This is a genomic window from Pseudomonas sp. ANT_J28 (genome assembly GCF_008370005.1).
GTDB classification, from domain to species: Bacteria; Pseudomonadota; Gammaproteobacteria; order Pseudomonadales; family Pseudomonadaceae; genus Aquipseudomonas; species Aquipseudomonas frigoris.
On the sequence record NZ_VOBM01000008.1, the window covers coordinates 1 to 21,723 of the forward strand.

The following is a 21,723-nucleotide window of genomic DNA, read 5'->3' on the forward strand; positions in this document are numbered from 1 at the left end:
CTCAACGCAGCCTCGCTGCGGCTCGACAGCTGCTACAACAGGTCTTGCAAATCCGGCTATTCGTTATCCAGGCCCTTGCGTCGATAAGGAAACACATCAATCACCTTCCCGGCGCGAATGGCTTCCTGAAGGCTTTTCCAGTAATCGGCGTTGTAAAGCTCACCATGCAACTGATCAAACAACTTGCGCTGCCCCGAATCAGCAAACAAAAACGGTGGAAACTCTTCAGGAAACACATCCAGCGGTCCAATCGAATACCACGGCTCCGACGCCATCTCGTCTTCCGGCGTCCGCGGTTGCGGGATATGCCGGAAGTTGGCCTCGGTCAGGAAGCAGATCTCGTCATAGTCATAAAACACCACCCGCCCGTGACGCGTGACGCCGAAGTTCTTCAGCAGCATATCGCCGGGAAAAATGTTCGCCGCCGCCAGTTGCTTGATCGCCAGCCCGTAATCTTCCAGCGCCTCGCGGACCTGAGCGTCGTTGGCGTTCTCCAGATACAGGTTCAACGGCGTCATCCGCCGTTCGGTCCAGCAGTGGCGGATCAGCACGGTGTCATCCTCTACCGACACGGTGGACGCGGCCACTTCGAGCAATTCTTCCAGACAGGCCGGGTCGAACTTGCTCAATGGGAAACGGAAGTCGGCAAATTCCTGGGTGTCGGCCAGGCGCCCGACCCGGTCGACGCTCTTCACCAAACGGTACTTCTCGATCACCGTGGCGCGGTCGACGTTCTTTGACGGCGAAAAGCGGTCCTTGATGATTTTGAATACGGTGTTGAAGCCCGGCAGGGTAAACACGCTCATCACCATGCCACGCACGCCCGGGGCCATGATGAACTGGTCGTCAGTGTTGGCCAGGTGATTGATCAGCGCCCGGTAGAACTCGGATTTTCCGTGTTTGTAAAAGCCGATCGAGGTGTACAGCTCGGCGATGTGCTTGCCCGGCAGGATGCGTTTGAGGAAACCGATGAACTCCGCCGGCACCGGCACGTCGACCATGAAATACGAACGAGTGAACGAGAAGATGATCGACACGTCCGCTTCATCGGTGATCAGCGCATCGATCTGAATCCCGCGACCTTCGCGGTGCAGCAGCGGAATCACCAGCGGCCATTGTTCGTCCTGGGTGTAGATGCGCCCGACCAGGTACGCGCCTTTGTTGCGGTAAAGCACCGAGGAAAACAGTTCGACGCTCAGCTCCGGGTCCTTGCAGACCCAGTCCGGCAGGTTCTCGCGCAATTGTCCTTCGAGACGACTCAGGTCGCCCGCCAGGTTGGCGTAATCCTCGCTGAAACGGTAGTCGGCAAAAATGCTCGCGAGCATCCCGGACAACTGGCCTTGGGGCTTGTACGTACGGGTTTGTGCGGCGCGGGCCCGGCGCAGACTTGGTCGGGTGGTGTGGATAAACATGCAGCCGTCGCTGATCAGGTCGTGGCTGAACAGCCCGCAAAAAATCGAGTTGTACCAGGTTTCGGACAGTTCATCGTCGAAGCGCAGGTCGATCAGCGTGATGTAAGCGCTTTTGACCAGCGGCCAGCAACTGACATCCAGCGTGTCAGCGTCGAAAGCGATGTGCAGCCGCCCCACCGTTTCGCTGACTTTTTCTTCGTAGAGATTGATCCGCGCGGCCGACGCCGTTTGCGTCTCCTGCCACTTGGCCTGCTCGAAGCGAGCCCGGGCGCCGTCGGTGATCTGGCGGAAATGCTCGCGGTAATCGTCAAAGCCATCGAGGATCATTCGGGCGATGTCGGCGGCTGGCCATTGCTGCGGCATAGGTAAAACCTCGGCGGCTGATGCTTATCGTGGGGCCTGAGCTTAGTGGCCCTTTGTTACGCAACGCAACCATTGCCTTGCGCCCTGACTGGCGCGACACTTGCGCGCCAATCAAGGAAGGAACGCGCTGTGAACCCCGTCGATACTCTGCGTTTGTTGTCGCTTGCCGCCATTTGGGGCGCGAGCTTTCTGTTCATGCGCATCATTGCCCCGGTGATTGGCACAATCCCCACTGCTTTTTTCCGCGTGTCGATTGCCGCGGTCGGCCTGTTGGTGATTCTCGGGCTGATGCGCATCAGCTGGGATTTCAAAGGAAAACTCAAAACCGTGATGCTGCTCGGAGTGATCAACTCCGGGATTCCGGCGACCCTTTATTCCGTGGCGGCCCAAGTGCTGCCGGCCGGTTATTCGGCGATTTTCAACGCCACCACGCCACTGATGGGCGTGCTGATCGGCGGTCTGTTCTTCCATGAAAAACTCACAGCCGCCAAACTTGGCGGCGTGTTCCTCGGACTGTTGGGTGTGGGCATCCTGACCCGAGCCGGTCCGGTGGCGTTCGACATGGAACTGCTGATGGGCGCCCTCGCCTGCCTGCTCGCCACGACCTGCTACGGTTTCGCCGGATTCCTCGCGCGCCGCTGGCTTGATCAGGCCGGTGGTCTCGACAGCCGCCTTTCGGCGGTGGGCAGCATGCTGGGCGCGACGTTGTTTCTGTTGCCGCTGTTCGGTTACAGCGTGATCAGCCAGCCACCGGAGAGCTGGGGCGGCTGGAATGTCTGGTTGTCGTTGCTGGGGTTGGGGCTGGTGTGTACGGCGCTTGCGTACATTATTTACTTCCGCCTGCTCAGCTCGGTCGGGCCGGTCAAGTCGATGACCACGACCTTTCTGATCCCGCCGTTCGGGGTGTTGTGGGGAGCGCTGTTGCTGGATGAGCCGTTGTCGATGGCGCACATCTATGGCGGGGTGTTGATTGCGGCGGCGTTGTGGTTGGTGTTGAAGACGACGGTGGTGAAGTCGAAAGAGGTGGTTGCCAGGTAGTTTTGTGGTGCGGCCAATGTGAATTCGGTGCGGGCCGAGCATGCGCTGGCCAAATAAAAAGGCCTGGAACTCATGCCCCAGGCCTTGTTTTGCTTCAAGCGTTTTTACGGAATACGAACACCAGACCGATGATGATCAGCAACATGCCAAGCATGCTCAACGCTGCCAGTTTATTGCCGAAAATCAGGTAGTCCATGACAGCCGTCACCGCCGGCACCAGGTAAAACAGACTGGTGACATTCACCAGGTTACCCCGGGCGATCAGCCGATACAGTAGCAACGTCGCCAGCACCGACACCACCAATCCCATCCACAACACCGGCACGATGAAACCGGTGCTGTGTTCGAAATGAAAGGGTTGGAATGGCACAAAGACTCCGCAGAGCAACAGCCCCGCCAGGTATTGCACTGGCAGCGTGCCGAGGGGATTGTCGGTGATGCGCTTCTGCATGATCGAGCCGAACGTCATGCTCGCCAGCGCCAGCAATCCGAAGAGCATACCGGCCAATGACATACCGGCCAGACCAATGCCCTGATAGACCACCATTATCAACCCGGCCAAACCCAACGTCAGACCAAACATTCTGCTGGTTGATCGCTGACGCTCCATGATGACCACGGTAAGAATGGGCTGCACACCCATGATCGTCGCCATCACTCCCGGGGTGACTTTCAGGTCCAGGGCCAGCAGATAGAAAATCTGATAAGCCCCCAGCAACACCACGCCCGTGGCCATCGCATACAACATCGGCCTGCCGCCCTTGGGCAGTTTCAGCTTGAGTAACGGCACCAGCAGCACCAATCCGCAGATTGCGATAGCGAAGCGAATCAACAGAAAAGCAAAGGGTGACGCGTGGGCCAGGCCCCATTTGGAGAAGATCGCCCCGCTGCTCCACAGCAGGACGAACAGGCTCGTGGACGCCGTCGCGAGCGCGGATTGTTTCGAAAGGACAAACATGAATACCACCTGTAGTCAGGCAAAAAGCCAACTCAGCCGAAGCTGAAATTCAGTAGTTTTTTTCAGGCGGGCACTTTTTAGACGGGCATGGAAACAGCAGAAAAAAGCTGATCAGCCCGAGAAGCCAACGCCTGGCGGTGATACGACTGCGCACACCGGTGAGCTACTGACAGGTGGGGGGTAATGACTGATCTGCGCAGGCTGCTGATTCCCGCACGGCACGACGCCAGCGTTGACCGCTGAATCGACTACCGCTTGGACGAGGGAAGCTGGCATGGGCTGATCTTTTTTGAAGTGTAGAAAGGCAGGTTGGAAAACCGCCGAGCGCCGACTATAACCAGCGTGTGAGATGGATTGCAATGACTTGGCTGAAGAACCAATAAGCAAGAGTCTTACACCAATCCCAGTGGCGAACAGGTGCATAAAAAAAACGCTCCCAAGGAGCGGTTTTTTTCATTCAGGAATCGGTATCAGCCAAACAACCAATACCCCAACAACGTCAGCACCACCACCGCCAACACCGGTCGCAGCACGCGGTAGGCCTTGGGATTGCGACGCTTCCACCGTTTGACCACACCGCTGAACTTGTCGCTGGAGTTCTTGCTCCAGGCGTAAGCCTGGTTAATCCCGCCAACACGTTCATCATCAAGGTTCTGCGGTGCAGTCGCGCGACCGAGCAGGCCGCTGATCCAGCGGTTGATGCGGGTCATCAGGCGATTGCTCAGCGGTCGTTCGATGTCGCAGAACAGGATGACCCGAGTCTTGTCCGTTTCGTTCTTGACCCAATGCACGTAGGTTTCGTCGAACATCACGTCTTCGCCATCACGCCAGGCGTAGACCTGACCATCGACGAAAATCCGGCAATCGTCGGAGTTCGGTGTCGACAGACCCAAGTGATAACGCAGGGAACCAGCGAATGGATCACGGTGCGGGTTGAGGTGGCTGCCTCCTGGCAGCAACGCGAACATGGCGCCTTTGACGTTGGGAATGCTGCTGACCAAGGCCACGGTTTTCGGGCACAAGGCTTCAGCCGATGGCAGTGGTTTGTCGTACCACTTGAGGTAGAAACGCTTCCAGCCTTTTTTGAAGAACGATCCGAAACCGGCGTCGTTGTTCCTTTCGGCGGCGCGAATATAGCCCTCGTCGAACAGGTGCATCGCTTCGTCGCGGATGACTTCCCAGTTGTCCTTGAGCAGGTCCAGTTCCGGGAACTTGCTGCGGTCCAGATAGGGTTTGGACGGCACACCGGAGAACAGGTACATCAAAGCGTTATAAGGCGCGAACAACGCTGAATGGTTGACGAACTGACGCAGGACCGGCAATCGTGCCGTGCCGCGCAAATGCACATAGAGAGTGCTGCCGAGGAACAGAAGCAACAGCGACGCTTTCGCGGCAAGGGAAAAGGTCATCAACAACTCCTTGATAGTAGACAACTCTGCGCAACGCCATTTACCCGACATGGCAGCCGGCCATGATAAACACTACTGGCCTCGGGAAGAACCCGTGTATCCCAACATTCAGTATTAAGAATTGCGCAATAAAGCACTTCTTAACATAAGGTTCCTGAACGGGGGCTGACCTGAATCACCCCCCCTCCGACTGGATCAAAAAATCGCAACGCCTATTGCTGATTCTCCTGATCGGTAAACAGATCACTGAACAGCATGCTCGACAGGTAGCGTTCACCGGAATCCGGCAGGATCACCACGATGGTCTTGCCCTGCATTTCCGGGGTTTCCGCCAGACGGACGGCCACCGCCATGGCGGCGCCGCAGGAAATGCCACTCAAAATCCCTTCTTCCTGCATCAGGCGCAGGGCCATCGCCTTGGATTCTTCATCGCTGACCAACTCAACCCGATCGACCATCGACAGATCAAGATTCTTCGGCACAAAACCGGCACCAATACCCTGAATCTTGTGAGGGCTCGGCTTGATCTCTTCACCGGCCATTGCCTGGGTGATAACCGGCGACACCGCTGGCTCCACCGCCACCGAGATAATCGGTTTGCCCTGGGTATTCTTGATATACCGCGAAACCCCGGTAATGGTTCCACCCGTTCCCACGCCTGCCACCAGTACGTCGACTGCACCGTCGGTGTCGTTCCAGATTTCCGGACCGGTCGTTTTTTCGTGGATGGCCGGGTTGGCCGGGTTTTCAAACTGCGACGGCATGAAGTAGGCAGCCGGGTCGCTGGCGACAATTTCAGCAGCCTTTTCGATCGCTCCTTTCATGCCCTTGGCCGGTTCGGTCAGTACCAGTTCGGCCCCCAAAGCCTTGAGCACTTTGCGTCGCTCGATACTCATGGACGCCGGCATGGTCAGCATCAGCTTGTAACCGCGAGCCGCCGCAACGAACGCCAGGCCAATACCGGTATTGCCTGAGGTCGGTTCGACGATGGTCATGCCAGGCTTCAGTTTGCCGGTGCTTTCGGCGTCCCAGATCATGCTCGCACCGATCCGGCACTTGACCGAGTAACCGGGGTTACGCCCTTCGATCTTCGCCAGGATGGTCACGCCGCGCGGGGCGATACGGTTGATCTGGACCAGCGGTGTATTACCGATGGAATGGGCGTTGTCAGCGTAGATACGGCTCATGGCTGGGTCCTTATACAGCGTTAAATAAGCTCTCCAAGGTATGCCTGTTGCCCTTGATCGTCCAGTCAGTCGAACGTCCCGTAACCGTAGTAGTCAATGGCTTTACATCGCCAGAGATTTGCCATCATGAAACGCAGATACAGTTGGCCCCTGTGGACCCTCGCCGGCTTCGTTGTGTTGCTGATTGCCTTGCACATCGCCCTGCCCTATATGGTGCGCGACTACCTGAATGACAAGCTGGCGGACATGGGCGACTACCGTGGCCAGATCACTGATGTGGACCTGGCCCTGTGGCGCGGTGCGTACAAAATCAACGGGCTGAAAATCGTCAAGGTCGACGGCAAGGTCCCGGTGCCTTTCGTCAACGCGCCGCTGATCGACCTTGCCGTCAGCTGGCACTCGCTCTTGTACGACCACGCCGTCGTGGCCGAGGTGCAGTTCTTCAAACCCGAGGTGAACTTCGTCGATGGCGGCGCCAACAAGCAAAACTCCCAGACCGGTCAGGGCACCGACTGGCGTGCGCAGTTGAGCAAACTGACACCCATTACCTTGAACGAAGTGCGGATCAACGATGGCAAGATCAGTTTCCGCAACTTCAATTCCAAGCCCCCCGTGAATATGAACGCCACCCAGGTCAACGCCAGCATTTACAACCTGACCAACGTGGTCGACACCAAAGGCAAGCGCGATGCTCGCTTCGAAGCCAAGGCGCTGCTGTTAGGGCATGCGCCACTGGAAACCACTGCAACCTTCGACCCTTTTAGTAACTTTGAAGATTTCAAGTTCCGCCTGCGGGCCAAAGACATCGAACTCAAACGCATGAACGACTTCGCCTCAGCCTATGGCAAGTTCGACTTCAATGCCGGTCACGGTGATGTGGTCATTGAAGCCGAGGCTAAAAAAGCTCAATTAACGGGCTACATCAAACCGCTGCTGAAGGACGTAGACGTGTTCAATTGGCAGCAGGACGTCGAGAACAAGGACAAAGGGATTTTCCGTTCCGTCTGGGAGGCCATCGTCGGCGGCTCCGAAACGGTGCTGAAAAACCAGGGCAAGAACCAGTTTGCGACTCGCGTGGAACTGAGCGGCAATGTGCATCGCCGAGATATCAGTGCGTTCCAAGCGTTTTTGCAGATATTACGCAATGGCTTCATTCAAGCGTTCAATGCCCGGTATGAACGGCCGAAACCGGATGCCGGTTAAGGCTTGCGTGTGACGGTATAGCGACCGGTTTCTTCCGCCGCCCGTGCCGGGTTCGATTGCCTCTGCAAGAAGTCCCAGCCCAGGCAGGCCAGTGCCAGCGATCGCGGTACGGCTTCGCGTCCACTGCTGTAGCGCGTGATGCTGCGGGCACTAACCCCCAACGCTTCGGCCGCCTGATTGAGCGGCAACCCGGTGCGAGCGCGCCAGTCGATGAAGATCCGGGTGTTTTCGTCCGATGCATTTTGTGCGAGAGCATCCAGATAAAGGGTGTCTGCGCCGATCTGGATGTCCTGTTCGGGCCACTCAACGCTCCAGCCTTCATCACCCAGGGTTGCCTTTTCGAAAGCGACTACCTCCAGCAATGGCTGCAACCCAGGGTAGGCACGCAGGTCCCGACTCAAATCGAGGTTCAGTTGCTGACCGTCGATAAAGGTCAGCATAAGGCGGTGATCCGGCAACGCCTTCACGGACGACAGCCGTGGTCGTTTCATGGGTAACATCGTTTCCAATCCTCCAGCAATTGCACCTGATGGGCCCTGACCCACTCCAGCGCTTCCTTGATAATCAGCGGCGGCGCCTTGCCCATCATCACTTCGACGGTTTCAAGGCTGAGCATGACGTCCAGCCCGCCACCTGTCAGGTGGACATGGGGCGGCGGATGATCCTTCTCGCGCAACTGAATGCGGTACGTATCGCGAAATCGGTATTTAGTAGACATGCCCCGCAAGCTATCGCCAAAATGGCGATAGCTCAATACTGGCCAGCAGCCGAGACTGAGTCAAGATGTGACGCCCCATTCAGAGACTGAATAAGCCGTCTGCGTTCACAGTCGACCGGGCACCGCGTTATAGTCGGGTACTACAATTATTGCGCCCCGCCCTGTCTCGTTCAGGTCGGCGTTACCGTTCGAGGATTAGCAGATGAAGTTCGAAGGCACCCCGGCCTACGTCGCCACCGATGACCTGAAGCTGGCGGTCAACGCCGCCATCACTCTGGAGCGCCCGCTGCTGGTCAAGGGCGAGCCGGGCACGGGTAAAACCATGCTCGCCGAACAACTGGCCGAGTCCTTCGGCGCCAAATTGATCACCTGGCACATCAAATCCACCACCAAGGCGCATCAGGGCCTGTACGAGTACGACGCGGTCAGCCGTCTGCGCGACTCGCAACTGGGCACGGAAAAGGTTCACGACGTTCGCAACTACCTGAAAAAGGGCAAGCTGTGGGAAGCCTTCGAATCCGAAGAGCGGGTGATCCTGCTGATCGATGAAATCGACAAGGCCGACATCGAATTCCCGAACGACCTGCTGCAAGAACTCGACAAGATGGAGTTCTACGTTTACGAGATCGACGAAACCATCAAGGCCAAGAAGCGCCCGATCATCATCATTACCTCCAACAACGAGAAAGAACTGCCGGACGCCTTCCTGCGCCGCTGCTTCTTCCACTACATCGCCTTCCCGGATCGCATCACCATGCAGAGGATCGTCGACGTGCACTACCCAAACATCAAGAAGGACCTGGTCAGCGAAGCGCTGGACGTGTTTTTCGACGTGCGCAAAGTGCCGGGTCTGAAGAAGAAGCCATCGACCTCCGAACTGGTGGACTGGCTGAAGCTGCTGATGGCCGACAACATCGGCGAAGCGGTACTGCGCGAGCGCGATCCGACCAAGGCTATTCCGCCGCTGGCAGGCGCTTTGGTGAAGAACGAACAGGACGTACAATTGCTTGAACGTCTGGCGTTCATGAGCCGTCGCGGCACTCGCTGATCCCTCTGTTTAACAAGATAGAGGGCGATAGCCATGCTGCTTAACCTGTTCAATGAAATGCGCGCAGCCAAAGTACCGGTCTCGGTACGGGAGCTGCTGGACCTGATCAACGCGCTGAAACAGCGCGTGACCTTCGCCGACATGGACGAGTTTTATTACTTGTCCCGGGCGATTCTGGTGAAGGACGAAAAGCATTTCGACAAATTCGACCGGGCGTTCGGTGCTTACTTCAATGGCCTGGAAAAACTCGACGATCACCTTCAGGCCTTGATCCCGGAGGACTGGTTACGCAAAGAATTCGAGCGTTCGCTGACCGACGAAGAGCGGGCGGCGATCCAGTCCCTCGGCGGACTGGACAAGCTGATCGAAGAGTTCAAGAAACGCCTCGAAGAACAGAAAGAACGCCATGCCGGCGGTAACAAGTGGATCGGCACGGGCGGCACCAGTCCGTTCGGCTCAGGGGGCTTCAACCCGGAAGGTATTCGGGTCGGCGATGCCGGCAAGCGCCAGGGCAAAGCGGTCAAGGTCTGGGATCAGCGCGAGTACAAGAACCTCGACGATTCGGTAGAGCTGGGCACGCGCAACATCAAGGTCGCCCTGCGCCGGTTGCGCAAATTCGCGCGCCAGGGCGCGGCGGAAGAGCTGGACATCGATGGCACCATCGACCACACCGCGCGCGATGCCGGGCTGCTGAACATCCAGATGCGTCCGGAGCGGCGCAACACCGTCAAGTTGTTGCTGCTGTTCGACATCGGCGGCTCGATGGACGCCCACGTGAAGATCTGCGAAGAGCTGTTTTCGGCCTGCAAGACCGAGTTCAAGCACCTGGAGTATTTCTACTTCCACAACTTCATTTATGAATCGGTGTGGAAGAACAACATGCGCCGCACTTCCGAGCGCACCTCGACCCAGGATCTGCTGCACAAATACGGCGCAGACTACAAAGTGATCTTCATCGGTGACGCCGCCATGGCGCCGTATGAAATCACCCAGGCCGGCGGCAGCGTCGAGCACTGGAACGAAGAAGCGGGTTATGTGTGGATGCAGCGGTTCATGGAGAAGTACAAGAAGGTCATCTGGATCAACCCGTATCCGAAAGATACGTGGGGCTATACGTCTTCGACCAACATCGTGCGGGATTTGATTAACGACCAGATGTACCCGCTGACGTTGCGAGGGCTTGAAGAAGGGATGCGGTTTCTTTCCAAATAGAGCACTGATCGTTCCCGCTCTGCGTGGGAACGATCAGCGTGAGGCAAACCGGCGTAGATATTCGACCTGCTCCCGATGCGCGACATCCTGCACCACCGGCCTCAACCTTACCGTTGCTCCCGGCTGACACTGCGCCAGCCGTGCCAATGCCAACGGCGTCAACGCCCCCAATCGCGGATAGCCGCCAATGGTCTGTCGATCATTGAGCAACACAATCGGCTGCCCGTCTGGCGGCACCTGAACCGCACCCAGCGGGATGCCTTCGGAAATCATCGGCTTACCCTGATACTGCAACGCCGTTCCCAGCAAGCGTATGCCCATCCGGTCGGCACGGCTGTCGAGGGTCCAGACGCTGTTGAACGCATCGAACAAACTCTGCCCACTGAACTCTCCGATCTGGGCACCGAGCACCAGGTCCAGTGGCGCGTTGAGTTTGAAATCCGGCACCTGTTCGCGCGCCAATTCCCGCAGCAGGAGCAGCGAGCTGCCCGAGTAGCTCAACTGCGCATCTTTGGCCAACGCCCGGCCCATGCCATCCAGCCCGCCGAGTTCCTCACGGACCACCGTTGCGCTGCTGCCCAACACCTTTGGCGCATCAAATCCGCCCGGGGCCGCCAAGTAAGCCCGGGCGCCAAGCAGCGGCTGGGTGAATCGCAATTGCTGACCTTTGTTCAGCCTGAAACTGCGCCACGGCGCCAACGCCTCGCCATCCACCTGCGCCCCCAGATCCGCCCCGGCCAACGCCAGCACGCAATCCACTTCGGCCACGACGGTGAACCCGCCGAGGGTGATTTCAATCACCGGTGCATCCAGGCCATTTCCCAACAACCAATTAGCCCACGACATCGATCGCCAATCCGCCGCCCCGCCCTGGGTCACGCCCAGATGCCGCACGCCGAAACGGCCAGCGTCCTGCAACAGGCACAGCGGTGTACTCGCTTCTATTGATAGACGGCTCATGCCTGCGCCTCCAACGGCGTGTCATCACCGCCCAGATTAATGAATTCGGCATGGCTGACGGCTTCGAAACGCACCGTGTCGCCTGGTTGCATCAGGCTGTAGCCTTCGCGTTCGTGGTCGAACAATTTGGCCGGGGTGCGGCCGATCAGATTCCAGCCACCGGGGGACACCACCGGGTAAGCGGCCGTTTGGCGTTCGGCGATGCCGACGCTGCCCGCAGCCACCTTTTTACGCGGGGTATTCAGACGCGGCGCCGCCAGCGCTTCTTCCACCAGCCCCATGAAGGCGAAACCCGGCGCGAAACCCAAAGCAAACACCTGATATTCGCGCTCGCTGTGGCGGCGGATCACTTCATCCACGGCCAATCCGCTGCGCTGGGACAACAGGCTCAACTCCGGGCCAACGCTCAAGTCATACCAGACCGGCAGCACATGACATTTGCCGCGGGTGGGGGCGTTGGGCGACAGATCGATCAAGGCCTCGGCGATCAGCTCCCGAGCCTGGGCCGGATTCAACGCGGTTAGATCGTAATGCACCATCAACGTCGTATAGGACGGCACCAGATCGATCAGATGCCCGGCGAACGCAGCACGCAGACTTTCACTGGCTGCGAGCATCCACGGCATGTTGGCCTCGCTGATCTCATCAAACAGACGGACCATCAAGCAATCCAGCGCCACCACTTCTACCCGCAGGTTCATGGCGCGCTCTGCTGATCAAGTGCTTCGCGAATACGCCGCACGGCGGCTACCGAACTGGCATTGTCGCCGTGTACGCAGAGGGTGTTGGCTTGCAAGTGCAAGGCACTGCCATCGCTGGCCGTAAGGTTGCCACCGCGGGCAATGGTCAACGCCTGCTCGATGATTGTTTCGGGATCGTGATGCACCGCGCCCGGCAGTTGCCGCGAGACCAGCATTCCCGCGCTGTCGTAAGCGCGATCGGCAAAAGCTTCGAACCACAGGGTCACGCCGTATTCGTCGCCCAATTGCTGGGCGGCGCTGTTGTCGCGAGTGGCCATCAACATCAGCGGCAACTCACGATCATAGGACGCCACAGCCTGAAGCACCGCGCGCAATTGCGCCGGGTTGGCCATCATGTCGTTGTACATCGCGCCGTGCGGTTTGACGTAACTCACCCGCCCGCCCTGGGCCCGGCAAATGCCGTCGAGGGCGCCGATCTGGTAATGCACAATGTCCTGAAGTTCCTGGGCGGTATAAGCCATGGAACGACGGCCGAACCCTACAAGGTCCTGATAGGCCGGATGAGCACCGATCTGCACGCCGTTGCTCAAAGCCAGACTGACGGTCTTGCGCATGATGCTCGGGTCGCCGGCATGGAAGCCGCAGGCGATGTTGGCGCAATCGATGAAGGGCATGACCTCGGCGTCCAGACCCATGGTCCAGTTGCCGAAACTCTCGCCGATGTCGCAGTTCAATAGCAGGCGGCTCACGGTGAACACTCCTGTAGGTTTTATTCTTTTCTATCTGTAAGGCATTTGCCCGCAGATTATCAGTTGCTGGGCAATTAAGTTATTGGGCTTCGAGTTGCTTGCCACGGGTTTCCGGCAAGCTCAGGGCCGCAAGGATCACCACCCCGTAGGACACCGCCGCAAAGGCACCGATTCCCACACTCAATGGCACCTTCTGGCTCATCAAGCCGATCAACAGCGGGAACAACGCCGCCAGCGCCCGGCCGATGTTGTAGCAAAAGCCCTGACCCGAACCGCGAATCCGCGTTGGAAACAGCTCGGTCAAAAACGCGCCCATGCCGCTGAAGATCCCCGAGGCGAAGAAGCCCAGAGGAAAGCCCAGCCAGAGCATCACGCCATTGCTGACCGGCAATTGGGTGTAGAGCAGAACAATGGTGAACGAGCCGACCGCGAACAGAATGAAGTTCTTTTTACGCCCGAGGATGTCAGTCAAATACGCGCTGATGACGTAACCGACGTAGGAACCGACGATCACCATCGCCAGATAACCGCCGGTACCGAGTACGCTCAAACCGCGTTCGTTCTTCAGAAAAGTCGGCAACCAGGAGGTGATCGCGTAGTAACCGCCCAGAGCTCCTGTGGTCAGCACCGAAGCGCGAATCGTGGTGAAGAGGATGCCGGGAGCGAATATCTCGTAGAATTTTGCCGGATTGCTGGGTTCTTGCTTAGCCTTGGCTTCGCGATAAATTTCCGGGTCCTTGACCAGGCGACGGACGAAGATCACAAAAATCGCCGGCACGATGCCAAGGATGAACAGTGCGCGCCAGGCGTCTTCCGGTGGCAGCACCGAGAACAGCAGCGCATACAGGATCGCCGTCAGCCCCCAACCCAATGCCCAGCCGGATTGCACCATGCCAACAGCCTTGCCGCGGTCCTTGGCGCGAATCACTTCACCCATCAGCACCGCGCCAGCGGTCCATTCGCCACCGAAACCGAAGCCCATCAGCGTGCGGCTGATCAGCAATTGTTCGTAGTTTTGGGCGAAACCGCAGAGGAAGGTGAAGAATGCGAACCACAGAACGGTCAGTTGCAGAGTGCGTACGCGACCGATGCGGTCGGACAAAATCCCCGCTACCCAACCGCCGATGGCCGAGGCGATCAGGGTGCTGGTGTGAATCAGCCCGGCCTGGCCGGTGGTGATGCCCCACATCGCAATCAGGGTCGGCACCACGAAGCTGAGCATCTGGGTGTCCATGCCGTCCAGGCCATAGCCGATCTTGCAGCTCCAGAACGTGCGGCGTTCCTGCTTGTTGATGTTGCGGTACCAGTCGAAAGGTCCTGGGCGAACCGTGGCTTTTGGGATGTCGAGCGTGTCGGGCGCACTCATGGCAAATCTCCGCGCTAATTTTTATTGGTATTGTTCTGAGCCCCGACGACGCCTATCGTGGGAACCGGATGGCCTGATTTTTGGGCTGCCGGCCCTGTTACGTCCAACTAATAAAAACCCGCCCTAGACATAAGAAAACTTTGTCGCAAGAGCTGACCCAATGAACCTGAAGTTTCTCGAGACCTTTGTCTGGGTCGCCCGGCTCAAGAGTTTTCGCCTGACGGCAGACAAGCTCTTCACCACCCAGGCGTCGATATCCAGCCGCATTGCCGTGCTCGAAGGCGAGCTCGGAGTGAAGCTGTTCCTGCGCGATTCACGTGGCGTGAGCCTGACGCCCGAAGGCTTGAAAGTGCTCGAGTACGCCGAGCAAATGATGGACACCATGCAAGCCCTCAAGCAGTCGATCGAAACCCTTTCGAGCAAGGTCGGACGGGTTCGCATCGGCGTGATGGACACGGTCATCCATACCTGGCTGAGCCCGTTGGTGGCGCAAATGATGGATCACTATCCGCTGGTGGAAATCGAGTTGGTGGCCGATACCGCGCTCAACCTCTGCGATCAGCTGCAAAAAGGCTTTCTCGATCTGATCCTGCAAACCGACCTGTTGCGTCAGGAAAGCGTGCGCAGCCTTGAGCTGGCCAGTCACCCGATGGGCTGGATTGTGGCGACTAACTCGATCTACAACCGCGAGTATTCAGGGATTGCCGACCTGGCGCGGGAACGGATCATTACCTACTCGAAAAACTCTCACCCGCATCAGGAAATTCTCGCCCTGATGCAGGCCAACGGCATCATGACGCCACGATTGAACTGTGTGAATTCGGTATCAGCGATCACCCGGTTGCTGCGGGACGGTTTCGGTATTGGCGCGCTGCCACCGGTGCTGGTGGCCGAAGAGCTGGCGCGGGGGGAATTGACCTTGCTGGCCATCGATCAACGGCCACCGAACTTGCAGGTGGTGGTGTCGTGGCGGGTTGGCGTGGAATGGGTCGAGGAGATTGTTTCGTTATGTCAGCAGGTGCTGGACGGGTATGCGAAGAAGGTGGGCGAGGATTACATCGTCCTCGCGCGCTGATCGTTCCCTGTTGATCGTTCCCACGCTCTGCGTGGGAACCATCATCGACTCAAAGACCGCGCACATCCCGATCTTCGATCGGCCGGCTCTGGCGCAGGCGCTTTCCGCCCAGTACCACCCAGTCGATCAGACGGAACAGGCATTCGATGCCGAACGACAACAGCAACGCCCCGCTCATGCCCCAGATCATCGCTTCCGGCGTCAGCAGGATCTGGTAGCTGTAGCCGTTCCAGGTTTCCTTGCGAATATCCGGATCGGCGGCCAATGCCACTTGCAGAAAGCGGATGTACCACGGGCCCTGCATGGCCTGAAACTGTTTATCGAGGGCCAATTGACGGCTCAGCAAGGTGCTCAGGCTGTCGGCATCGCTGCGAAAAATCGGATCTTCGCTGGCGCGGTAATGGGCCACCAACGCCTGCATGTCACCCTTGAAGAACTGATTCGCCGTGCCCTGAAAACCGCTCAGACCGGTCTGCGCCTCAATCAGATGCGCTTCGACCCGTTTGGCGTAATCGCTGATGAACCCGGGCACCTGGACACCGATCAACAGGCCCGCTGCAAACAATACCAGCCGTAGATAACTGAGCAACATGAAGGGACATCCTTATTCGGTCTTGCCCTGACTGACGCATTCACCGCGTCGCCAGAGGCTCCATTGGCCCGGTTCGTAGCGGGTCCAGGTTTCGTTTTCGGTCAAGGGTTCGGTGGCGATCACCGTGACCACGTCGTTGGGCGTGGTTTCGGCCTGAAAATCGACGATCACATCGACATCCTTCAAGCGCGCCGGGCCGAATGGCGCGCGACGGGTGATTTGCGCCAATTTGGTCGAGCAATAACAGAACAACCAATCGCCATCGCTGAGCAGGCAGTTGAACACGCCTTTGCTACGGTATTCGGCGCAGGCGGCCACCAGGTCTGGCAGCAGTTCTTCGACCTCTACCGGTTCCGGGAACGCTGCGCGCACGCGATTGAGCAAATCGCAGAACGCCGCTTCGCTGTCGGTATCGCCGACTGGGCGGTAAAAACTCTTGATCGGTTGAAACTCCGCGAGTTGGCCGTTGTGGGCGAAACACCAGTTACGGCCCCACAGCTCACGTACAAAAGGATGGGTATTGGACAGGCAGACCTTGCCGACGTTGGCCTGACGGATGTGCCCGATCACCACTTCGCTCTTGATCGGATAGCGTTGCACCAGATTCGCGACTTCGGATTCGCAGCTCGCCGCCGGGTCCTGAAACAGGCGCAGGCCACGGCCCTCGTAAAAAGCGATGCCCCAGCCGTCACGGTGCGGACCGGTGCGGCCGCCGCGCTGCATCAGCCCGGTGAAGCTGAACACGATATCGGTCGGCACATTGGCGCTCATGCCCAATAACTCACACATGCTCGGATTCTCGCTGTAAGGCAGGGGCAAGGTTACAGACGCGGTTCGACCCGCAATCGCTGAGGGTTGCTCGGCACCGGTGGACGACCGTAACGATCATCGCCCGCACCGCCGAAAGGATGATCCTCTTCAGGGTCATCGGCCCGGGCTGCAGCCTTGGCAGCGGCAGCCTGTTCCTTGCGAGCGTTGGACGCCCGTTCGATAGGGAAACGGATCGCCACGAATACCAGGTAAATGCCGAAGGCGATCATGCCGTACATGAACAGGTCGGAAACCGCCCGCCAGACGTTGTTGCCGACCTTGAACAATAGATCAAGGGCAGTAATGGCGATGGCCGGAGCGACCTTTTCCTTTACCGGGTCGATGATGGTGGGGCTGAACAGCAACACGGCAACCAATAGCCGCAGCGGCTCACGCAGCCAGCGCCACATCCAGCGGGTCAAGCGCATCCACACCAACAGGCAGCCCAAAGCGGCAAAGGCGTAGAGGCCCCAAGCGATCAGATAGTCGTTCTCGGTCATGGTGTCCATGGCAAGGCAGGCAAAGAGGCGCTTATAGTAACGACTTTTCGCACGTCAGGCTTGCCCCAATGCCGGGCCGTTATGCCTAACCCCTGTGGGAGCGGGCTTGCTCGCGAAGAGGGAGTGTCAGTCGACATCATTGTTGTCTGATACACCGCTTTCGCGAGCAAGCCCGCTCCCACAGGGGTCTGCAGCGGCATCAAGACCTGAAAAACCCTTATTCCGTACATCGTCCGAGAGCCCTTCATGCCCTTAACCGCCAACGTCACCAGCGCCCCGATTGCCCACAAGGCCGAAGGCGACGACCCGTATGCCTGGTTGCAGGAGCGCGACACCGACGCGGTGCTCGACTACCTGAAAGCTGAAAACCGCTATCAAGAGGCGCAAACCGCCGATCAGGCCGGGTTGCGTGAAACCCTGTTCGAAGAGATCAAGGCCCGGATTCTCGAAACCGACCTGTCCTTGCCCTCCCCTTGGGGTCCGTACCTGTATTACACGCGCACCACGGCCGGTGATGAATACGCCCGTCACTACCGCTGCCCCCGCCCTGCCGATGACAGCCTGCAGCTCGACGAAAGCCAGGAACAACTGCTGCTGGACCCGAACGAACTGGCCAAAGGCGGTTTCTTTTCGTTGGGCGCGTTCAGTATCAGCCCGGACCACCAGCGGCTGGCCTACAGCATCGACGCCACGGGCGATGAGATTTACACGCTGTTCGTGAAGGAATTGTCCAACGGACGTGTCAGCGAACTGGAATTCCAGGATTGCGACGGCAGCATGACCTGGGCCAATGACAGCCTGACGCTGTTCTTCGGCGAACTGGACGACACCCATCGCCCGCACAAACTGTTCCGCTATCGGCTGGACGGTACGGCGGCTGAAGAAGTGTTCCATGAGCCGGACGGTCGATTCTTCATGCATTGCTACCGCTCGAGTTCCGAGCAGCAATTGCTGCTGTCCCTGGGCAGCAAGACCACCAGCGAAGTCTGGGTGCTTGACGCGTTCCAGCCGCAGCAGGCTTTTACCTGCATCGCACCGAGGGTTGAAGACCATGAGTACGACGTCGACCACGGCGCACTCGACGGTCACTGGACCTGGTTCATTCGCACCAATCGCGACGGCATCAACTTTGCCCTGTACCTCGCCGTAGACACCGGCGTGGCGCCGACCGAGGCCGACTGGCAGAACCTGATCCCCCACAACGACACGGTGATGATCGAAGGCATGAGCCTGAATGCCGGGGCCATGACCCTGAGCCTGCGTGAGGGCGGCTTGCCGATCATCGAAGTTCATCCGCAAGACCTCCCGAGCTACCGCGTGCAATTGCCGGATGCGGCCTACAGCCTTCATGTGCAGAACAGCCTGGAATTCGTCAGCGACAGGATCCGCCTGCGATACGAAGCGTTGAACCGTCCGGCACAAATCCGTCAGCTGGAGCTGGACAGCGGCGAGCAGAAAGTTCTCAAGGAAACCCCGGTGCTCGGCAAGTTCGACGCCGATGCCTACGTCAGTCAGCGCCTGTGGGCGACCGCACCGGACGGTACGAAAGTGCCGATCAGCCTCGTCGTCAAACGCGAAGCCCTCGGCAAGCCGACGCCACTTTATCTGTATGGCTATGGCGCTTACGGCGAAAGCCTCGACCCGTGGTTCTCCCACGCCCGCTTGAGTCTGCTGGATCGTGGCGTGGCGTTCGCCATCGCTCACGTGCGTGGCGGCGGTGAACTGGGCGAAGCCTGGTATCGCGCCGGCAAGCAGGAACACAAACACAACACCTTCAGCGACTTCATCGCCTGCGCCGAACACCTGATCGCCAACGGTTTCACTGCTTCTCGGCAATTGGCGATCAGCGGTGGCAGCGCCGGCGGTCTGCTGATCGGCGCGGTGCTCAATCAGCGGCCGGAGCTGTTCGGCGCGGCGATCGCCGAAGTGCCGTTCGTCGACGTGCTGAACACCATGCTCGACCCGGATCTGCCGTTGACCGTCACCGAGTACGACGAGTGGGGCAATCCTGAAGAACCGGACGTCTATGAGCGGATCAAGGCCTATGCCCCGTACGAAAACGTCACCGCACAAGCTTATCCGGCGACCCTGGTGATCGCCGGCTACAACGACAGTCGCGTGCAGTACTGGGAAGCGGCAAAGTGGGTGGCGAAATTGCGCGCGACCAAAACCGACACAAATCCCCTGCTGCTCAAGACCGAATTGGGTGCCGGGCATGGCGGGATGAGCGGTCGTTATCAGGGATTGCGTGACGTAGCACTCGAATACGCATTTGTTTTCAAGGTTTTGGGCATCGCCTGAGGAACTTGGCCCGGTGTGTCGGTCTTAACACCGAACACCGGGCTGACGCTGCTACAGAGAATCGCGACATTCTCGCCAGACCGGAACAGCAACAGACACAAGAAAAAGACCGTGACGACATGTCAGAACCGACCTTACTGAACAACGAAATCCGCGACTGGCTGATGGACTGTGGCCTGTTCGACCAACTGCTGCCGGCGGACTTTGCCACGGCCTCGGGCTACTTCAGCATCAGCACCATTGCTCAGGGCGAAGAGATTTTCCATGAGGGTGATGTCGGCAGCTTCATGTGCATCATCCACACCGGCCAGGTGGCGGTGCAGAAAACCAACAGCGACGGGCACATGGTGACCATGGCAACGTTACGCAGCGGTCGGGCGTTCGGCGAAATGGCCGTACTCGACGGCGAACGGCGCTCGGCTAGTTGCGTGGCCGCGAGCAATTGCCAGTTGCTCAATCTGGGCAAGGACTCGTTGGAAAAGATGCTCAACGATGCGCCGAAAATCGCCGCCAAAATCATCCGTGCCCTCGCCATCTCCCTCTCCAAACGCTTGCGCATGGCCGATGGGCAACTGCTCTCGCAGCAGGTTTAACCGCTGGGTGACTTGGCTTTCGACGGGTTTTGCTCCAGCCCCGGCAGTGGCTGGTCCTTGGTGGGCGGGCTAGGCATTTCAATGGGCACCAACGGCGGACCGCCACTGCCGGGGCCGACCCTGGGCGCGCTGGTCGGGGTGATTTGCGGGTACGGCGTGGGGGTCGCGGTGCCGGGCGAACCGGGCAGCGGCGCAGGGCTGGTCGGAATGGTTTGCAACTGCTGGGCCTGCACTGCAGTTATCGAGAGCGCGGCCAAGGCAATGACCGTTAGAATGGTGCGCTTCATCAATGGCTCCGTTGGCCTTGTTGTCTTTTTGCAGGCTACTCCCAACGGCGCGTGTTTGCCTTCCCCCTCTTATGCCAATTTCTCCTCAAGTGAGCCCCATGAAACGTTTCGTTCTGCTCGACACCACTCCAATTCCTGAAAATGGCGGTGCCTTGTGCCTGTTCGAATACGGCGAGGATTTCGTCATCAAGATCCAGGGCGGCGACGGTGGGCAACTGATGAACACCCGTATGCACGGATCCGAAGATGCTCTGGCGGAGATTCCGTGCCGTAAAGTGGCCGGCCGGCCGAATTCGCGCGTGCTGATCGGCGGCCTGGGCATGGGCTTCACCCTCGCCTCGGCCCTCAAGAACTTGGGCAAGACCGCTGAAGTTGTGGTCGCCGAACTGGTGCCGGGTGTGGTGGAGTGGAACCGTGGACCGTTGGGTGAGAAAGCCGGGAACCCGCTGCTCGACCCGCGCACCGTCATTCGCATGGACGACGTGGCCAAAGTCCTGCAGGCAGAGCCGCAAGGTTTTGACGCGATCATGCTCGACGTCGACAACGGCCCCGAAGGCCTGACCCAGAAGGCCAACAGCTGGCTCTACTCCGCCGGCGGCCTGAGCGCCTGTGCCAAGGCCCTGCGGCCCAAAGGCGTGCTGGCCGTCTGGTCCGCGAGCGCTGACCGACAGTTTTCCGACAAACTGAAGAAGGCCGGCTTCAAGGCCGAGGAAGTCCAGGTCTTCGCCCACGGCAACAAAGGCACCCGCCACACCATCTGGATTGCCGAGAAGCTCAAGGGCTGAGCTAAACTGCGATCAATACCGTCATTAGTCTTCTTACAAAGGTGAACCCATGAGTTCGTCAACGCCTCCGACCAACACGTCGAAACTGGACCGCATCCTTGCCGACAACCAGCGCGACAAGGAAATGGGTTACCGCGACAAGGCCCTGAAAATGTACCCGCACGTGTGCGGCCGCTGCGCCCGTGAGTTTTCCGGCAAGCGCCTGAGCGAACTGACCGTGCACCACCGCGACCATAACCACGACAACAACCCTCAGGACGGCTCGAACTGGGAATTGTTGTGCCTGTATTGCCACGACAACGAACACTCGCGGTACACCGATCAACAGTATTTCGGTGAAGGCTCGCTGAGCTCGCCGAAAATCGCCAAGGCGACGCATAACCCGTTTGCCGCGTTGGCCGGCCTGATGAAGAAAGAAGAGTAATATTTTCAGCGCCTCACCTGGCCTCATCGCGA

At 58.8% G+C, this 21,723-nt stretch carries 23 protein-coding genes; 9 read left to right on the forward strand and 14 right to left on the reverse strand.

Annotated features, from left to right (window positions below; all coding sequences use genetic code 11):
* Window positions 1–56 precede the first annotated feature (56 nt).
* Window positions 57–1,775 (reverse strand): bifunctional isocitrate dehydrogenase kinase/phosphatase, encoded by a 1,719-nt coding sequence (aceK, locus tag FQ187_RS07120; protein WP_149628922.1) that lies wholly within the window; start codon window positions 1,773–1,775, stop codon window positions 57–59.
* A 129-nt stretch (window positions 1,776–1,904) separates the two neighbouring features.
* On the opposite strand from aceK, the gene FQ187_RS07125 reads away from it, so the two are divergent.
* A complete protein-coding gene (locus FQ187_RS07125; protein ID WP_149628923.1) occupies window positions 1,905–2,813 on the forward strand; it encodes a DMT family transporter in 909 nt (302 codons plus the stop codon).
* 94 nt (window positions 2,814–2,907) lie between these two features.
* Here the strand turns inward: FQ187_RS07125 and FQ187_RS07130 are convergent, their stop codons facing one another.
* From FQ187_RS07130 to cysK, 3 genes are all read right to left on the reverse strand, one after another.
* Window positions 2,908–3,771 carry a DMT family transporter gene (locus FQ187_RS07130; RefSeq protein ID WP_149628924.1) on the reverse strand — a complete coding sequence of 288 codons (864 nt, stop codon included), beginning with the start codon at window positions 3,769–3,771 and terminating at the stop codon, window positions 2,908–2,910.
* 470 nt (window positions 3,772–4,241) lie between these two features.
* Entirely contained in the window at window positions 4,242–5,180 is a 939-nt protein-coding gene (locus FQ187_RS07135; RefSeq protein ID WP_149628925.1) for an aspartyl/asparaginyl beta-hydroxylase domain-containing protein, read from the reverse strand.
* Window positions 5,181–5,392: 212 nt separating this feature from the next.
* Window positions 5,393–6,367, reverse strand: coding sequence for a cysteine synthase A (cysK, locus tag FQ187_RS07140; protein ID WP_149628926.1), 975 nt, complete (start codon window positions 6,365–6,367; stop codon window positions 5,393–5,395).
* Between the two features lie 126 nt (window positions 6,368–6,493).
* Here cysK and FQ187_RS07145 point away from each other — a divergent pair, with 126 nt between their 5' ends.
* Window positions 6,494–7,570 carry a DUF748 domain-containing protein gene (locus FQ187_RS07145; protein ID WP_149628927.1) on the forward strand — a complete coding sequence of 359 codons (1,077 nt, stop codon included), beginning with the start codon at window positions 6,494–6,496 and terminating at the stop codon, window positions 7,568–7,570.
* Here the strand turns inward: FQ187_RS07145 and FQ187_RS07150 are convergent.
* Together FQ187_RS07150 and FQ187_RS07155 are read right to left on the reverse strand one after the other, a co-directional pair.
* Entirely contained in the window at window positions 7,567–8,070 is a 504-nt protein-coding gene (locus FQ187_RS07150) for a DUF2442 domain-containing protein (RefSeq protein ID WP_149628928.1), read from the reverse strand. The two genes, FQ187_RS07145 and FQ187_RS07150, sit on opposite strands and share 4 nt — an antisense overlap.
* Window positions 8,058–8,288: a DUF4160 domain-containing protein gene (locus FQ187_RS07155; protein WP_116262268.1), complete on the reverse strand. Its 231-nt coding sequence runs from the start codon at window positions 8,286–8,288 to the stop codon at window positions 8,058–8,060. Before FQ187_RS07155 ends, FQ187_RS07150 begins: the two co-directional genes overlap by 13 nt.
* Before the next feature lie 202 nt (window positions 8,289–8,490).
* Between FQ187_RS07155 and FQ187_RS07160 the strand changes: the two genes are divergently transcribed.
* The gene (locus FQ187_RS07160; RefSeq protein WP_149628930.1) at window positions 8,491–9,336 is read left to right on the forward strand and encodes a MoxR family ATPase; all 846 of its coding nucleotides are present in this window, start codon (window positions 8,491–8,493) and stop codon (window positions 9,334–9,336) included.
* 33 nt (window positions 9,337–9,369) lie between these two features.
* Complete coding sequence (locus tag FQ187_RS07165; protein ID WP_046046088.1) at window positions 9,370–10,548, forward strand: VWA domain-containing protein; 1,179 nt, start codon at window positions 9,370–9,372, stop codon at window positions 10,546–10,548.
* Window positions 10,549–10,581: 33 nt separating this feature from the next.
* Here FQ187_RS07165 and FQ187_RS07170 read toward each other — a convergent pair whose 3' ends face one another.
* From FQ187_RS07170 to FQ187_RS07185, 4 genes are all read right to left on the reverse strand, one after another.
* Window positions 10,582–11,508 carry a biotin-dependent carboxyltransferase family protein gene (locus tag FQ187_RS07170; RefSeq protein WP_149628931.1) on the reverse strand — a complete coding sequence of 309 codons (927 nt, stop codon included), beginning with the start codon at window positions 11,506–11,508 and terminating at the stop codon, window positions 10,582–10,584.
* The gene (locus FQ187_RS07175; protein WP_149628932.1) at window positions 11,505–12,209 is read right to left on the reverse strand and encodes an allophanate hydrolase subunit 1; all 705 of its coding nucleotides are present in this window, start codon (window positions 12,207–12,209) and stop codon (window positions 11,505–11,507) included. Before FQ187_RS07175 ends, FQ187_RS07170 begins: the two co-directional genes overlap by 4 nt.
* Entirely contained in the window at window positions 12,206–12,958 is a 753-nt protein-coding gene (locus FQ187_RS07180; RefSeq protein ID WP_129442002.1) for a 5-oxoprolinase subunit PxpA, read from the reverse strand. The genes FQ187_RS07175 and FQ187_RS07180 overlap by 4 nt, the downstream gene beginning before the upstream one ends.
* Window positions 12,959–13,037: 79 nt before the next feature.
* Window positions 13,038–14,324, reverse strand: a complete 1,287-nt coding sequence (locus tag FQ187_RS07185) for an MFS transporter (protein ID WP_149628933.1) — start codon at window positions 14,322–14,324, stop codon at window positions 13,038–13,040.
* A gap of 160 nt (window positions 14,325–14,484) precedes the next feature.
* Between FQ187_RS07185 and FQ187_RS07190 the strand changes: the two genes are divergently transcribed.
* Complete coding sequence (locus tag FQ187_RS07190) at window positions 14,485–15,399, forward strand: LysR family transcriptional regulator (protein ID WP_149628934.1); 915 nt, start codon at window positions 14,485–14,487, stop codon at window positions 15,397–15,399.
* Between the two features lie 49 nt (window positions 15,400–15,448).
* On the opposite strand, the gene FQ187_RS07195 is transcribed toward FQ187_RS07190, so the two are convergent.
* From FQ187_RS07195 to FQ187_RS07205, 3 genes are read right to left on the reverse strand one after another with little or no spacing between them, the layout of a single operon-like run.
* Window positions 15,449–15,991, reverse strand: a complete 543-nt coding sequence (locus FQ187_RS07195) for a DUF2937 family protein (RefSeq protein WP_149628935.1) — start codon at window positions 15,989–15,991, stop codon at window positions 15,449–15,451.
* 12 nt (window positions 15,992–16,003) lie between these two features.
* Complete coding sequence (locus tag FQ187_RS07200) at window positions 16,004–16,780, reverse strand: class II glutamine amidotransferase (protein WP_046046095.1); 777 nt, start codon at window positions 16,778–16,780, stop codon at window positions 16,004–16,006.
* Window positions 16,781–16,812: 32 nt separating this feature from the next.
* Window positions 16,813–17,310 (reverse strand): MFS transporter, encoded by a 498-nt coding sequence (locus FQ187_RS07205; RefSeq protein ID WP_149628936.1) that lies wholly within the window; start codon window positions 17,308–17,310, stop codon window positions 16,813–16,815.
* A 237-nt stretch (window positions 17,311–17,547) separates the two neighbouring features.
* On the opposite strand from FQ187_RS07205, the gene FQ187_RS07215 reads away from it, so the two are divergent.
* Window positions 17,548–19,602 carry a S9 family peptidase gene (locus FQ187_RS07215; RefSeq protein WP_149628937.1) on the forward strand — a complete coding sequence of 685 codons (2,055 nt, stop codon included), beginning with the start codon at window positions 17,548–17,550 and terminating at the stop codon, window positions 19,600–19,602.
* 119 nt (window positions 19,603–19,721) lie between these two features.
* The gene (locus FQ187_RS07220) at window positions 19,722–20,195 is read left to right on the forward strand and encodes a cyclic nucleotide-binding domain-containing protein (RefSeq protein WP_149628938.1); all 474 of its coding nucleotides are present in this window, start codon (window positions 19,722–19,724) and stop codon (window positions 20,193–20,195) included.
* Here FQ187_RS07220 and FQ187_RS07225 read toward each other — a convergent pair.
* Complete coding sequence (locus FQ187_RS07225) at window positions 20,192–20,482, reverse strand: hypothetical protein (RefSeq protein ID WP_149628939.1); 291 nt, start codon at window positions 20,480–20,482, stop codon at window positions 20,192–20,194. The two genes, FQ187_RS07220 and FQ187_RS07225, sit on opposite strands and share 4 nt — an antisense overlap.
* Window positions 20,483–20,580: 98 nt before the next feature.
* Between FQ187_RS07225 and FQ187_RS07230 the strand changes: the two genes are divergently transcribed.
* Both FQ187_RS07230 and FQ187_RS07235 read left to right on the forward strand, forming a co-directional pair.
* On the forward strand, window positions 20,581–21,267 hold the full coding sequence (locus FQ187_RS07230; protein WP_149628940.1) for a spermidine synthase: 687 nt from the start codon (window positions 20,581–20,583) through the stop codon (window positions 21,265–21,267).
* 49 nt (window positions 21,268–21,316) lie between these two features.
* Window positions 21,317–21,691, forward strand: coding sequence for a YajD family HNH nuclease (locus FQ187_RS07235; RefSeq protein ID WP_149628941.1), 375 nt, complete (start codon window positions 21,317–21,319; stop codon window positions 21,689–21,691).
* Window positions 21,692–21,723 lie beyond the last annotated feature (32 nt).

Coding starts and splice junctions, on each gene's coding strand:
- aceK (WP_149628922.1), bottom strand. CDS start 1,775: ATGCCGCAGCAATGGCCAGCCGCCGACATCGCCCGAATGATCCTCGAT.
- FQ187_RS07130 (WP_149628924.1), bottom strand. CDS start 3,771: ATGTTTGTCCTTTCGAAACAATCCGCGCTCGCGACGGCGTCCACGAGC.
- FQ187_RS07135 (WP_149628925.1), bottom strand. CDS start 5,180: ATGACCTTTTCCCTTGCCGCGAAAGCGTCGCTGTTGCTTCTGTTCCTC.
- cysK (WP_149628926.1), bottom strand. CDS start 6,367: ATGAGCCGTATCTACGCTGACAACGCCCATTCCATCGGTAATACACCG.
- FQ187_RS07145 (WP_149628927.1), top strand. CDS start 6,494: ATGAAACGCAGATACAGTTGGCCCCTGTGGACCCTCGCCGGCTTCGTT.
- FQ187_RS07150 (WP_149628928.1), bottom strand. CDS start 8,070: ATGTTACCCATGAAACGACCACGGCTGTCGTCCGTGAAGGCGTTGCCG.
- FQ187_RS07155 (WP_116262268.1), bottom strand. CDS start 8,288: ATGTCTACTAAATACCGATTTCGCGATACGTACCGCATTCAGTTGCGC.
- FQ187_RS07160 (WP_149628930.1), top strand. CDS start 8,491: ATGAAGTTCGAAGGCACCCCGGCCTACGTCGCCACCGATGACCTGAAG.
- FQ187_RS07165 (WP_046046088.1), top strand. CDS start 9,370: ATGCTGCTTAACCTGTTCAATGAAATGCGCGCAGCCAAAGTACCGGTC.
- FQ187_RS07170 (WP_149628931.1), bottom strand. CDS start 11,508: ATGAGCCGTCTATCAATAGAAGCGAGTACACCGCTGTGCCTGTTGCAG.
- FQ187_RS07175 (WP_149628932.1), bottom strand. CDS start 12,209: ATGAACCTGCGGGTAGAAGTGGTGGCGCTGGATTGCTTGATGGTCCGT.
- FQ187_RS07185 (WP_149628933.1), bottom strand. CDS start 14,324: ATGAGTGCGCCCGACACGCTCGACATCCCAAAAGCCACGGTTCGCCCA.
- FQ187_RS07190 (WP_149628934.1), top strand. CDS start 14,485: ATGAACCTGAAGTTTCTCGAGACCTTTGTCTGGGTCGCCCGGCTCAAG.
- FQ187_RS07195 (WP_149628935.1), bottom strand. CDS start 15,991: ATGTTGCTCAGTTATCTACGGCTGGTATTGTTTGCAGCGGGCCTGTTG.
- FQ187_RS07200 (WP_046046095.1), bottom strand. CDS start 16,780: ATGTGTGAGTTATTGGGCATGAGCGCCAATGTGCCGACCGATATCGTG.
- FQ187_RS07205 (WP_149628936.1), bottom strand. CDS start 17,310: ATGGACACCATGACCGAGAACGACTATCTGATCGCTTGGGGCCTCTAC.
- FQ187_RS07215 (WP_149628937.1), top strand. CDS start 17,548: ATGCCCTTAACCGCCAACGTCACCAGCGCCCCGATTGCCCACAAGGCC.
- FQ187_RS07220 (WP_149628938.1), top strand. CDS start 19,722: ATGTCAGAACCGACCTTACTGAACAACGAAATCCGCGACTGGCTGATG.
- FQ187_RS07225 (WP_149628939.1), bottom strand. CDS start 20,482: ATGAAGCGCACCATTCTAACGGTCATTGCCTTGGCCGCGCTCTCGATA.
- FQ187_RS07230 (WP_149628940.1), top strand. CDS start 20,581: ATGAAACGTTTCGTTCTGCTCGACACCACTCCAATTCCTGAAAATGGC.
- FQ187_RS07235 (WP_149628941.1), top strand. CDS start 21,317: ATGAGTTCGTCAACGCCTCCGACCAACACGTCGAAACTGGACCGCATC.